Source organism: Geodermatophilus sp. SYSU D00708, from assembly GCF_054050115.1.
Genome location: NZ_JBJGYS010000017.1, coordinates 106,893 through 118,968 on the forward strand (window position 1 = coordinate 106,893; position 12,076 = coordinate 118,968).

A 12,076-nucleotide genomic window follows, 5' to 3' on the forward strand; every position below is an offset into this window, starting at 1 on the left:
GGCACGGTGGCTGCGCCGACCGGCGAGGTCGACGGGCAGCCGATCACCGCCGCCCACCTGCGGGAGCTGCTGGCCCAGCTGGACGCGGTCTGCCCCGGCGGACTGCAGCCCCTCACCGGCGGCACCCTCACCGTGGCGCTCACCGACGCCGCCGGCGGGCTGCTGGCCACCACCACCCGCGCCGAGCTGCAGCGGCTGGCCCGCCGCGGCTGCCCCACCCACCCCGACGGGAAGTGCGGGTACCCGCTGCTGGGCCGGCCCGCCGCGACCGACGGCTACGCACCCACCGCGGCCCAGCGCCGCTGGCTGCAGGCCCGCGACCACACCTGCCGCCACCCCGGCTGCGCCACCACGGCCGGCCGGGCCGACCTGGACCACGTCACCCCGCACGGCTGCGGCGGGCAGACGTCGTGCGAGAACCTGTGCTGCCTGTGCCGGCGCCACCACCGGCTCAAGACCTTCGCCCGCGGCTGGACCCACGCCCTGACCCCCGACGGCGTCCTCTCGGTCACCCCCCCAGCGCCGTCACCCGCACCAGCCGACCATCGGGCACCGACCGGCCCGCACTGCCCCTCACCGGACCCCGCGTCCTGGCCCAACCCCCACCACAGCCACCGGCGCCCGACCCGGACGACGACCCACCGCCCTTCTGACCCGACCCCGGCATGCCCCACGGCGAGCACGCCCGCCCGCCGTGGGCTGCCGGCGCGGGACCGGACCGGCCGGACGCTGTGGAGCCGGGGCCGCCGGTCGCCGTCGACGATGCAGGTAGACGCCGGGGAACGCGGGGTAGTGGGCCGCGCATGACGGTGATCGGCTTCCACAACTCGCACGAGCAGGTGCACCCCGCCGAACTGCTGCGGGCGGTGCAGCACGCCGAGCAGGTCGGGTTCACCGCCGCGATGTGCTCCGACCACCTCGAGCCGTGGAACGAGCGGCAGGGGCACTCGGGCTTCGCGTGGTCCTGGCTCGGTGCCGCACTCGCGACGACCGGCCTGCCGTTCGGCGCGGTCAACGCCCCCGGCCAGCGCTACCACCCGGTGATCGTCGCCCAGGCCATCGCCACCCTCGGCGCGATGTTCCCCGGCCGGTTCTGGGTGGCCCTGGGCTCGGGTGAGGCGATGAACGAGCACGTCACCGGCCACGTCTGGCCGCGCAAGGACATCCGGGACGCCCGGCTGCGCGAGTGCGTCGACGTCATCCGCGCGCTGCTGGCCGGCGAGGAGGTCAGCCACGAGGGCCTGGTCACCGTCGACCGGGCCCGCATCTGGACCCTCCCCGAGCAGCAGCCGGCGCTCATCGCTCCCGCCGTCACCGCCGCCACCGCTCGCCGGCACGCCGAGTGGGCCGACGGCCTGGTCACCATCAACCAGCCGCACGACACCCTCCGCGAGGTCATCGGCGAGTACCGGGACGCCGGTGGCCAGGGCACGCTCACCATCCAGGTGCACGTCAGCTGGGACCCCGACCCCGACCGCGCGGTGGCCATCGCCCACGACCAGTGGCGCAGCAACGTCTTCCCGCCGCCGCTGTGCTGGGACCTCGACACGACCCGCGCCTTCGACCAGGCCAGCGCCCACGTGACCCCGGAGGCGGTCGGCCAGGCGGTGCGCATCTCCGCCGACCTCGGTCAGCACGCCGCGTGGATCCAGGAGTACGTCGACCTCGGCTTCGACCAGGTCTACCTGCACCACGTCGGCAAGGAGCAGATCGGCTTCCTCGACGCCTTCGGCGAGCACGTCCTGCCGCGGCTCGACGTCACCGCGCCCGCGCCCGCCGTGGCCATCGACCCGCGCGGCCCGGCCGAGCCGCTGCGGCCGCACCAGGAGCCGCAGCCCGCCGTCCTGCCCTGAGGAGGGAGCCCGCCGGCGTGCATCCGCCGGCGGGCCGGACGCCGAAGAAGGACCGGACGGCGGAGGGCGCGCGGGGGACGGGGACGGCATGACCGACGTGGACGACGTGATCCGGCTGGTCAACACGGGCGAGGCGTTGTCGGCGCCAGAGCTGCGGCAGGCCGCGGCGCTGCTCAACCACCACGCGTGGTCCGGCCGGCCCGGGCTCGCCGAGGCCCGCGTGCGCGTGGCCGTCCTGCTGGAGAAGCTCGGCGAGTGAGCCCGCGGCGACCCGACGCCGGCGCGGCCTAGGGTGCGACGGCGTGTCCGTCACCGTGCGCACCCTGACCGAGGACGACGTCCCGGCCCTCACCGGGCTGCTGGTGGCCAACCGCGTGTTCCTCGCGCCGACCAGCCCCGACCGTCCCGACGAGTACTTCACCGAGGACTTCCAGCGCCGCGAGGTCGCCCGCCTCCTGGAGCAGCACGCACAGGGCACGGCCATCCCCGGCGTCGTCCTGCTCGACGGCGAGCTCGTCGGCCGGGTCACGGTGAGCAACGTCGTCCGCGGTCCGCTGCAGTCCGGCAACCTCGGCTACTGGGTCGCCGAGGAGGCGGGCGGCCGCGGGGTCGCCACGGCCGCGGCGGCCGCCATGGTGGCGATCGCGTTCGGCGAGGCCGGCCTGCACCGGCTGGAGGCCGGCACGCTGGTCGACAACCTCGCGTCCCAGCGCGTGCTCGAGCGCAACGGCTTCGAGCGGATCGGCCTCGCCCGGCGCTACCTGCGCATCGCGGGGGAGTGGCGCGACCACGTGCTGTTCCAGCGGCTGGCCGACGGGCCCGGCGTCCGGTAGGGACGACGACACACCCCAGCGAGAGGACGCCGGCATGCGGATCACGGACACGAGCGACCTGTGGTGGAAGACCGCCGTCGTCTACTGCCTGGACGTCGAGACCTACCTCGACTGGAACGGCGACGGCTGCGGCGACTTCGCCGGCCTCGCCCAGCGGATCGACCACCTCGCCGACCTCGGCGTCACCTGCCTGTGGCTGATGCCCTTCTACCCGACCGCCGAGCGGGACGACGGCTACGACATCACCGACTTCTACGGCGTCGACCCGCGGCTGGGCACCCACGGCGACCTGGTGGAGGTCGTCCGGACGGCGAACGACCGCGGCATGCGGGTCATCGTCGACCTGGTGGTCAACCACACCTCGATCCAGCACCCGTGGTTCCAGCGCGCCCGCCAGAGCCGGGACGACCCGTTCCACGACTTCTACGTGTGGCGCGACGACGAGCCGCCGGACACCTCCGACCAGGTCGTCTTCCCCGACCAGGAGGACAGCACCTGGACCTTCAACGAGCCGACCGGCGAGTGGTACCAGCACCGCTTCTACAAGCAGCAGCCCGACCTCAACGTCACCGACCCGCGGGTCCGCGACGAGGTCGCCAAGATCATGGGCTTCTGGCTGCAGCTGGGCCTGTCCGGCTTCCGCGTCGACGCCGTCCCGTTCTTCCTGGAGGTGCAGCCGGAGGACGCCGAGAAGCTCCCGGACCCGCACGAGTACCTGCGCGACCTGCGCTCGTTCCTCGGCCGCCGCACCGGCGACGGCATCCTGCTCGGCGAGGTGAACCTCCCGCACGAGCAGCAGGCGGGGTTCTTCGGCGGCGCCGACGGCGACGAGTTGACCATGCTGTTCGACTTCATCGGCATGCAGGCGCTCTACCTCTCCCTGGCCCGGGCGGACGCCGGGCCGCTGGCCACCGCGCTCACCGGGCGGCCGTCGGTCAACCCGGACAGCCAGTGGGCGACGTTCGTCCGCAACCACGACGAGCTCACCCTCGACAAGCTCAGCGACGAGGAGCGCCAGGAGGTCTTCGCCGCGTTCGGCCCCGAGGAACGCATGCAGGTCTACGGCCGGGGCCTGCGCCGGCGGCTGCCGCCGATGCTGGACGGCGATCCGCGGCGCATCCGCATGGTCTACAGCCTGCTGTTCTCCCTGCCCGGCACCCCGGTGCTGTTCTACGGCGAGGAGATCGGCATGGGGGAGGACCTCGACGCCGAGGGCCGGCTCGCCGTCCGGACGCCGATGCAGTGGACCTCGGGCCCGCACGGCGGCTTCTCCACCGTCGAGGACCCCGACCGGCTGCCCGGCCCGGTCGTCGACGGCGGGTTCGCCCCCGAGTTCGTCAACGTCGCCGACCAGCGGCACGACCCGGACTCGCTGCTGTCGTTCATGAAGCTGCTCATCCGGCGCTACCGGGAGTCGCCCGAGCTCGGCTGGGGCGCCTTCACGATCCTCGAGCAGCCGCACCCCGAGGTGCTGGCCCACCTGTGCACCTGGGACGACGGCGCGCTGGTCGCCGTCCACAACCTCGGGCCGGAGCCGCGGAAGGTCCCCCTGACGCTGGCCGACTGCAGCGCCGAGCACCGCCTGGTCGACCTCCTGCAGCCGGGCGAGGAGCAGCTCGGGGAGGACGGCGGGGTGGAGCTGGCGCTCGACGGCTACGGGTACCGCTGGCTGCGCGTGGTGGCCCCGGACAGCCGCCGGCTGGTCTGATCCAGCAACAGCCCGGCGTCGCGGTGCGCCACCTCGGCCGGCGGGGACCCCAGACCGGCCAGCGCCCCCGCGAACCCCGGCGGGGCGGGCAGGTCGCGCAGCCACACCTCGCCGGCGCCGGCCCACCGGAGCACACGCGGGGGCTCCGACGGGGCGGAGACGACCAGCTCGCCCAGCGTCGCGCCGAGGCCCTGCCCGGTCGCCTTGAGCACCGCCTCCTTGCGCGTCCAGTAGGTGGTGAAGGCCTGCGCCCGCGCGGCCGCCGGACGGCGGGCCAGCTGGTCGCGCTCCTCGGCGGCGAGGACCGCCTCGGCGAGCTCGTCGAGCTCGCGGGGGTCGAACCGGCCGACCTCCTCGACGTCCACGCCCACCGGGGCGCCGGCCTGGACGGCGACCACGACGCAGCTGCCCGAGTGGCTGACCGACAGGTGCACCTCGGGGGCGTCGCGCAGCCGCGGCTTGCCGTGCGCGGCGCCGCACTCCGGGCAGGTCCGGTCGATCCCCAGCTCGGCCGGGAGCACGGCGAGGGCGGTGCCCAGGACCGCGCGGACCACGGCCGCGGCCGCGGTGCTGCGCTGCTGGTCCTCGGCGCGGGCCAGCCGCGCCCGTCGCTCGAGGTCGGTGGGGGCGAGCAGCACGTCGTGCTCCGGCCGCAGCGTGCTCGTCGCCGTCCACCACACCTGGACCGCGCCGGGCCGGAGGCCGCCCGCGGCCAGAGCGGCGGCCTGCCGGCCCGGCAGACTCATCCGTACCGGCGCAGCTCGGAGAAGAAGTCGTCGACGACCCGCAGGTCGCCGGCCCGGACCACCTCGTCGTAGACGTACTTGCCGACGGCGAGGTCGAGCACCCCGAGGCCGAAGGGGGAGAAGACCACCGGGCGGTCGGCCGGGATCTCCACCTGCCCGGCCATCACCTCGGCCAGCGTGCCCGCGAGGAAGTCCCGGCTGCCGGTGAGCTGCTCGACCAGGTGCGGTGAGGTGTTCGCCTTGAGGCAGTGCTCGACGTCGTCGACGACGTTGACCGAGCGCAGCAGTACCTCGGGGGCCAGGTCGCGCAGCGAGACGTGCAGCACCAGCGGGGCGTGGTCGAACCAGGACGGGTCGCTGACGTGCGGCTCCCCGGCGATGGTCGCGAAGACCACCAGGTCGCTGCCGCGGATCAGCTCCTCCGCACTGCCGTGGACGGTGACCCGGCCGGGCGTGCCGGACGAGTGCAGGTAGGAGCCGAACCCGGCGGTGCTGTCGGGGGAGAGGTCGAAGACGCCGATCTCGTCGAAGACCCACCCGGTGCCGGCCAGGAAGGTGTGGATGTATCGGGCGATCAGGCCCACCCCGAAGAAGCCGACCCGTGTCGGCCGGGGCCGGCCGCGGCTGAGCCAGTCGGCGGCGGCCGCCGCCGACGCGGCGGTCCGCGTGGCGCTGATGACCGAGGCCTCCATGCAGGCGAACGGGTAGCCGGTGTCGTGGTCGTTGAGGATGAGCACCGCCGACGCCCGGGGGATGCCCGCGGCCACGTTGTCCGGGAAGCTCGAGATCCACTTCAGCCCGTCGACGCGGACGTCGCCGCCGATCGAGGCCGGCAGGGCGATGATCCGCGCGGTGGGCCGGTCGGGGAAGGTCAGGAAGTACGACGGCGGGTTGACCGAGTCCCCGGCGCCGTGCACCCGGTAGGTGGCCTCGACCAGTTCGACGACCTGCTTCTCCCGTCCCTGCAGGACCGCGCTGACCTGTGCCCCGGGCACCACCGCGAACGGGGGCACCGGGGCGGTCACCGGGACTCCCCGGGCAGGTCGGAGCGCCGGATCGGGTCGGCCAGCGCGGCGAGCACCTCGCGCGGGCCCTCGTAGGGCTCCCGGGCGTGGGCGGTGCGCACGTTGTCCACCAGCAGCAGGTCCCCGGCCTGCCACGGCTCCCGCACCGTCGCCCCCTCGTACACCTCGTTGATCGTCGCGACGACGTCCGCGCCGATCGGGTCGCCGTTGCCGAAGCGGGTGGTGAACGGCAGGCCGTCCTCGCCGTAGACCTCGACGAGGTACTCGCGGATCTCGGGGGCGAGGGTCCACTCGTTGAGGAAGGCGATCTGGTTGAACCAGCAGCGCGCCCCGGTGACCGGGTGCCGGACCACGGCGCTGCGCCGTTGCCGGGTGCGCAGGCCGCCGTCGGGCTGCCACTCGAACTCGATGTCGTGCGTGCGGCAGTAGGCCTCCACCGCGCCCCGCTCGTCGGTGCCGAACGCCTCGGCCACCGAGGCGCCGATCTCGTCGTTGTAGCTGCGCACCAGCAGCCAGCCCTCCTGCTCGAACCGCGCCACCAGGTCCGGGGGCAGCGCGGCCAGCACGGACGGCGCGTCGGCCAGGCCGGTCGCACCGCCGGTGGTGGGCGGGGTGAGGCAGGCGAACAGCAGCAGTCCGGGGAACTGCTCGGTGTAGCTGAGCTCGTGGTGCATGCACATCTGCTGGTTCGCCGGCCAGGGCGTGGCCGAGTACACGCCGCCGACCGCCGGCTCGCGGGGCGCGAACGCCTCCAGCTCCGGCATCAGCCGGTCGGCCAGCCGGTCGCAGACGGCGGCCACGGTGCCGGCGTCGGCCAGGCCGAGGCCGCGGACGAGCAGCGCGCCGTGCTCGGTGACCGCCGCGCGCACGGCGTCCCGGTGGGCGGCGACCCAGCCGGCCGGGTCGCCGGACCCGTCGACCTGGAGCAGGGGCGGCCGGCCGGGGTGCTGCGCGACGTCGAGCAGCGCGCCCGGGGAGAGGGAGGACATCGGTGCTCCTTCGAGAGAGGGGACGGTCAGGCCGGGGCGCCGGTCTTCTCGTCGACGAGGGCGGCGAGGTCGGCGAGGACGGGGTGGGCCATGAGCTCGGGCAGGGTGACGGCGCGATCGAGGGCGATGGCGAGCTTCACCGCGGACAGCGAGGTGCCGCCGCGGTCGAAGAAGGAGTCGGCGCGGCCGATCTGGTCCTCGCCGATGCCCAGCACCCGGGCCCAGGCCGCGGCCAGCCGGCGCTCGGTGGGGGTGCGCGGGCTGCTGTGCTCGGCCTCGGCGGCGGCGAGGTCCGCGGCGAGGGCGGTGAGCGCCTTCTTGTCGATCTTGCCGTTGGTGGTCAGCGGCAGCCGGTCCCGCCAGTGGAAGGCCTTGGGCACCATGTAGACCGGCAGCGCGGCGGCGATCCGGGCGCGCAGCAGGTCCGCCTCGACCGCCCGGTCGCCGGTGTAGAAGGCCACCAGGTGCCGGCTGTGGTCGGCCGCCTCGGCGACGACCACCGCGCCGTCACGCACCCCCGGCGTGCGCAGCAGGGTGTTCTCGATCTCGCCGATCTCGATCCGGAAGCCGGCGATCTTGACCTGGCTGTCGCGGCGGCCGAGGAACTCCAGCTTGCCGTCGGGCCGCCAGCGGCCGTGGTCGCCGCTGCGGTACAGCCGCCCGCCGGGCCGGTGCGGGTCGGGCACGAACGCCGCCCGGGTCCGCTCGGGGTCGTTGACGTAGCCGCGGCCGACGCACACGCCGGCGAAGACGATCTCCCCGGGCGCCCCGAGGGGCACCGGCTGCAGGGAGGCGTCGACGACGCGGATCTCCACGTTGGCCACCGGCGGCCCCAGCGGCACCCGGTCGCCGGCCGGTGGAGCGGTGAGCACCTCGTGGTTGGTGTCGTCGGAGGTCTCGGTCAGCCCGTAGGCGTTGACCAGCGCGATGCCCGGCTGGGCGGTGAACCAGCGGGCGGCGAGCTCCTTCTTCAGCGCCTCCCCGGTGACCGACACGCACCGCAGGTGCGGCAGCGGCCGCGGGTGGGCCTCCAGGTAGGAGAGCACGACCTCCAGGTAGGACGGCACCACCTGCACCACCGCCACCTGCTGGTCGTCGAGCAGGTCGACGAACCGCTCGGCGTCGAGGACCACGTCCTGGGGGACGAGCACGGTGCGGCCGCCGACCAGCAGCGCGGCGAGCAACTGCCACAGCGAGATGTCGAAGCACTGCGGCGCCACCTGGGCCACGGCCGAGCCCTCGACGACGCCCAGGTCCTCGATCTTGGCGAACAGGTGGTTGAGCATGCCGGCGTGCTCGCACATCGCACCCTTGGGCTCGCCGGTGGAACCGGAGGTGAAGTAGATGTAGGCCAGCTGGTCGGGCGCGATGCGGGTGCCCAGGTCGGTGTCGTCGTGGCCCTCGCCGAGGCCGGCGGCGATCTCCAGCCGCTCGATGCCGGGCAGGCCGGTCAGCGCCGCGTCGAGCGAGCCGGTGCTTCCGGCCTCGGTGAGCACGAGGCGGCTGCCGGAGCGGGCAAGGGTGCGGCCGATGCGGTCGGCCGGGAAGTGCGGCTCGATCGGCAGGTAGGCGCCGCCGGCCTTGAACACCGCCAGCACCGCGGTCAGCCAGTCCAGGTCCCGCTCGGTGACCACCGCGACGACGTCCTCGGCGGCCAGCCCGCGGGCCCGCAGCGCCCGGGCCAGCCGGTTGGCGCGGGCGTTGAGCTCCCCGTAGGTCAGCTGCCGGTCGCCGAGCACCGCGGCGACCTCCTCCGGTCGGCGCCCGGCCTGCTCCTCGAACAGCTCGTGCGCCGCCCGGGCCGGCAGCTCCCGCGCGCGGCCGGCCATGCCGTGCAGCTGGTGGCGCAGCTCGTCGGCCGACAGCAGGCTGCCGGCCAGCGGGTCGGCGTCGGGGTCGGCGACCAGCTGGGCCAGGGCGGTGCGGTGGTAGCCACAGATCCGCGCCGCCGCGGCGGCGTCGAGGGCGTCCTTGCGGTGGCGGACCGCCAGCCGCGCCCCGCCGCCGGGCACGCCGATCCGCAGGACCGCGCCCTCGGGCAGCTCCCCGTCGGCGGCCGTGTCCAGCACCACCTCCGACGTCGGGCCGGCCACGCCGAGCTCGGCGCGCAGCGCGTCCAGGGGCACCTCCCGGTGCGCCCGCAGCCCCGCCTCGGCCGCGGCCGCAGCCGCCACCAGGTCCCGCCACGACCCGCCGTCCACCGGCAGCCGGCACGGCAGCGGCCCCGCCGAGCCGGAGACGTAGCCGGTGACCACGTCGGTCTCCCCGGACAGTGCGGCCAGCACCCGGGCGTGCGCGGCCAGGAACACCGCCGACACCGGCACCCCCAGCTCGCCGGCCAGCCGGCGGGCCGCCGCCGTCAGGCTCCCGGGCAGCAACGCCTCGTGCCGGGCGACCCCCGGCCGCGGGTCCAGGGTCCACCGCGGCACCGCGGTCGACCCGCCGGCGAGGAGCACCTCCCGCCAGAACTCGCGGCCGGTCTCGGTAGCCGTGACGGTCATCAGACGCGTTCCCTTCTCAGCGGGCGGACGGGGTGAGGTGCCGTGGGCCGGCACGGTGCCGCCCGCCGGACGGGGACTGGGGGACCCGCTCGCCGCGCGGCGGCAGCAGGGCGGCCGCGGGGACGGCGGCAGGGGGCGTGGGCTGGGGCAGGGGCGCCGGCACCTCCCCGACCTCCTCGGCCGGGTTGCCGGCCCACCGGGTGCGCGGGGGCACGACCGAGCCCTTCATGAGGAAGGCGTCGGGGGCCAGCTCCGACCCGTCGCCCATCGTCGCGCCGTAGTGGACCCAGCAGCCGGTGCCGAGCGTGACGCCCGAGCCGATGACGATCCGGTCGGACTTGAAGCCGGCGTCCTCCTGCGAGTGGCACTGGACCGCGCTGCCCGCGTTGAAGGTGCAGCCGTCGCCGATGGTGACCATCGTCCGCTCGGGCATGCCCAGGCCGTCGTCGAAGACCCGGCGGCCCATCCGGACACCGGTCAGCCGCCAGACCAGTGGCTTGAACGGCGTCCCGTTGAAGAAGGCCGGCTGCGCGGTGTGCTTCCAGTAGCGCTCGTGGAACCAGAAGTACGGGTCGTAGATCGAGCACTGGCGCGGGGTCAGTGGCCGGAAGCCGGTGACGGCGCGCTCGACGAGGATGCCGAGGGCGGTGGCGAACAGGACGCTGACGACCATGGCCGCCGCCACCGACCAGCCGCCGAAGCTGTTGTGCAGCTCGAAGCCGGCCAGGGTGATGAGGGTCAGGGCGAAGAAGTTGACCCACCGGATGAACAGGAAGAGGGCGATGGTGCGCAGGTTGTGCCGGTTCTTGGCGGCCAGCTGGCGGCGCAGCTCGTCGGGGTCCTGCAGGTGCTCGTTGATCGCCGAGTCCCGCTCGACGGTGCGCGGGATCTCGAAGGCCGGCGAGCCGAGCAGCCCGACGCCCTCCCGGACCGGCCCGTCGATGGGCACCATGACCTTGGTCGCGAGCAGGCAGTTGTCACCGGTCCGCCCCTGGGAGGGGTAGTAGACGGCGTTGCCGAGGAAGTTGTCGGCGCCGATCGACGTCCGGGACACGCGGAACGACGTCGCCGAGTAGTCGCCGTTCATGACCGACAGCCCGTCGGCCACGACCGTCCCCGACCCGACCGAGGTCAGGTACGGGTTCTCGTGCTTGACGACCATCCCGAAGTTGGAGCCGGTCTGCACGACCTTGCCGAGGTCGTACCCCAGGGACCGCAGGTAGTGGACGATCCAGGAGCTGTTGCCGAGCACGGCCATCAGGAACTTCGCGTTGGTCAGACGCAGGATCGACCGGTGGATCGAGTAGTGCAGGCCGTAGAGGGTGTAGACCCGGCCCGGCGTCATGAACAGACCGAGCACACGGGGGACGGTCACGACGACGAGCCAGGTGACGAGGGTGCCGCCGAAGAACAGGACCAGCGAGCCCACGGCGGCGTTCCAGTAGAACGTCCCGCTCGTCAGCGCCAGCGGCCCCGGCTCCAGGAGCTCGCTGAGGCCGGGGAACGCGATGACGGCCACGGCGAAGCCGCCCATCAGCAGCGGCAGGTCCACGAGCAGGACGTTGCACAGGTGCAGCAGCGTGTAGGTCGCCCGGCGCCGGGTGCTGACCGGCCGGGGCGGGACCAGCCGGTAGTCGGTACGGGTGGGCTGCGCCGGCGACCCGTGCCAGCGCTCGCCGGCGGGCACGGCCTGTCCCGCCTGCAGGGACGAGCGGTGGCCCAGCTGGGCGCCGTCGCCCATCGACGTCCCGATGTCGATCACCGCGGCCTCGCCGATGACGACGTCACTGCCGAGGGTGATCGGGCCGGTCCGGATCACGCCGTCGTGGGCGTGGTAGCCGTTGACGAGCGTGTCCTTGCGGATCACGGTGCCGGCGCCGATCGTGAGCAGGTCGGTGGCCACCGGCACGGTCTTGGTGAAGATGGCGGTGCCGGGGCCGATCTTCGCGCCCAGCGCCCGCAGGTACAGCGGGTAGAGCGGGGTGCCGTTGAACAGCAGGATCAGCGGGTTCTTCTGGACCAGCGTCTTGACGATCCAGAACCGGACGTAGCGCAGGCTCCAGACCGGGATCTCCTCGGCCTTCCACCGGCCGATGAGCAGCCACTTCGCCAGGACCGGCAGGGCGCAGATGCCGACGAAGAAGGCGGTGCCGACGACGACCGACCGCTCGTAGTCGTAGAGGAGGCTCCCGCCGTCGGAGATCCAGTCGTACGCGGCGACGCCGGAGGTCGCGACGAGCAGGCAGTAGCAGAAGAAGAACAGCGCCTGCAGGACCCCGCAGAGGACGTACTGCGCCGTCCCCGCGGGGGGGGGGGGGGGGGGGGGGGGGGGGGGGGGGGGGGGGGGGGGGGGGGGGGGGGGGGGGGGGGGGGGGGGGGGGGCGGGGGGGGGGGGGGGGGGGGGGGGGGGGGGGCGGGGGG

10 protein-coding genes are annotated in these 12,076 nt (G+C 74.4%); 5 read left to right on the forward strand and 5 right to left on the reverse strand.

All coding sequences use genetic code 11. The features are described 5' to 3' along the window. Nucleotides 1-6: 6 nt before the first annotated feature. The 5 genes from ACI79D_RS15740 to ACI79D_RS15760 all read left to right on the forward strand — a co-directional run bounded on the left by ACI79D_RS15740 (nucleotide 7) and on the right by ACI79D_RS15760 (nucleotide 4,394). The gene (locus ACI79D_RS15740) at nucleotides 7-807 is read left to right on the forward strand and encodes an HNH endonuclease signature motif containing protein (RefSeq protein ID WP_456919375.1); all 801 of its coding nucleotides are present in this window, start codon (nucleotides 7-9) and stop codon (nucleotides 805-807) included. Then, nucleotides 804-1,853 (forward strand): TIGR03885 family FMN-dependent LLM class oxidoreductase, encoded by a 1,050-nt coding sequence (locus tag ACI79D_RS15745; RefSeq protein WP_456919376.1) that lies wholly within the window; start codon nucleotides 804-806, stop codon nucleotides 1,851-1,853. The genes ACI79D_RS15740 and ACI79D_RS15745 overlap by 4 nt, the downstream gene beginning before the upstream one ends. A gap of 88 nt (nucleotides 1,854-1,941) precedes the next feature. Then, nucleotides 1,942-2,112 (forward strand): hypothetical protein, encoded by a 171-nt coding sequence (locus ACI79D_RS15750; protein WP_456919377.1) that lies wholly within the window; start codon nucleotides 1,942-1,944, stop codon nucleotides 2,110-2,112. Nucleotides 2,113-2,155: 43 nt separating this feature from the next. After that, a complete protein-coding gene (locus tag ACI79D_RS15755; RefSeq protein ID WP_456919378.1) occupies nucleotides 2,156-2,686 on the forward strand; it encodes a GNAT family N-acetyltransferase in 531 nt (176 codons plus the stop codon). 34 nt (nucleotides 2,687-2,720) lie between these two features. After that, nucleotides 2,721-4,394, forward strand: a complete 1,674-nt coding sequence (locus tag ACI79D_RS15760) for an alpha-amylase family protein (protein WP_456919379.1) — start codon at nucleotides 2,721-2,723, stop codon at nucleotides 4,392-4,394. On the opposite strand, the gene ACI79D_RS15765 is transcribed toward ACI79D_RS15760, so the two are convergent. From ACI79D_RS15765 to ACI79D_RS15785, 5 genes are read right to left on the reverse strand one after another with little or no spacing between them, the layout of a single operon-like run. Next, entirely contained in the window at nucleotides 4,340-5,140 is an 801-nt protein-coding gene (locus ACI79D_RS15765) for a 4'-phosphopantetheinyl transferase family protein (RefSeq protein WP_456919380.1), read from the reverse strand. The genes ACI79D_RS15760 and ACI79D_RS15765 overlap by 55 nt on opposite strands. Continuing rightward, nucleotides 5,137-6,165 (reverse strand): 2,3-diaminopropionate biosynthesis protein SbnB, encoded by a 1,029-nt coding sequence (sbnB, locus tag ACI79D_RS15770; RefSeq protein WP_456919381.1) that lies wholly within the window; start codon nucleotides 6,163-6,165, stop codon nucleotides 5,137-5,139. Before sbnB ends, ACI79D_RS15765 begins: the two co-directional genes overlap by 4 nt. Further along, nucleotides 6,162-7,154 carry a TauD/TfdA family dioxygenase gene (locus ACI79D_RS15775; protein WP_456919382.1) on the reverse strand — a complete coding sequence of 331 codons (993 nt, stop codon included), beginning with the start codon at nucleotides 7,152-7,154 and terminating at the stop codon, nucleotides 6,162-6,164. Before ACI79D_RS15775 ends, sbnB begins: the two co-directional genes overlap by 4 nt. Before the next feature lie 26 nt (nucleotides 7,155-7,180). After that, on the reverse strand, nucleotides 7,181-9,655 hold the full coding sequence (locus tag ACI79D_RS15780) for a non-ribosomal peptide synthetase (RefSeq protein ID WP_456919383.1): 2,475 nt from the start codon (nucleotides 9,653-9,655) through the stop codon (nucleotides 7,181-7,183). 16 nt (nucleotides 9,656-9,671) lie between these two features. After that, a complete protein-coding gene (locus tag ACI79D_RS15785; protein ID WP_456919386.1) occupies nucleotides 9,672-11,927 on the reverse strand; it encodes a Pls/PosA family non-ribosomal peptide synthetase in 2,256 nt (751 codons plus the stop codon). Nucleotides 11,928-12,076 lie beyond the last annotated feature (149 nt).

Bases quoted from the DNA above. Each gene is read 5' to 3' on its own strand.
- ACI79D_RS15745 (WP_456919376.1), top strand. From the start codon at position 804: ATGACGGTGATCGGCTTCCACAACTCGCACGAGCAGGTGCACCCCGCC.
- ACI79D_RS15775 (WP_456919382.1), bottom strand. From the start codon at position 7,154: ATGTCCTCCCTCTCCCCGGGCGCGCTGCTCGACGTCGCGCAGCACCCC.
- ACI79D_RS15750 (WP_456919377.1), top strand. From the start codon at position 1,942: ATGACCGACGTGGACGACGTGATCCGGCTGGTCAACACGGGCGAGGCG.
- ACI79D_RS15765 (WP_456919380.1), bottom strand. From the start codon at position 5,140: ATGAGTCTGCCGGGCCGGCAGGCCGCCGCTCTGGCCGCGGGCGGCCTC.
- ACI79D_RS15760 (WP_456919379.1), top strand. From the start codon at position 2,721: ATGCGGATCACGGACACGAGCGACCTGTGGTGGAAGACCGCCGTCGTC.
- ACI79D_RS15780 (WP_456919383.1), bottom strand. From the start codon at position 9,655: ATGACCGTCACGGCTACCGAGACCGGCCGCGAGTTCTGGCGGGAGGTG.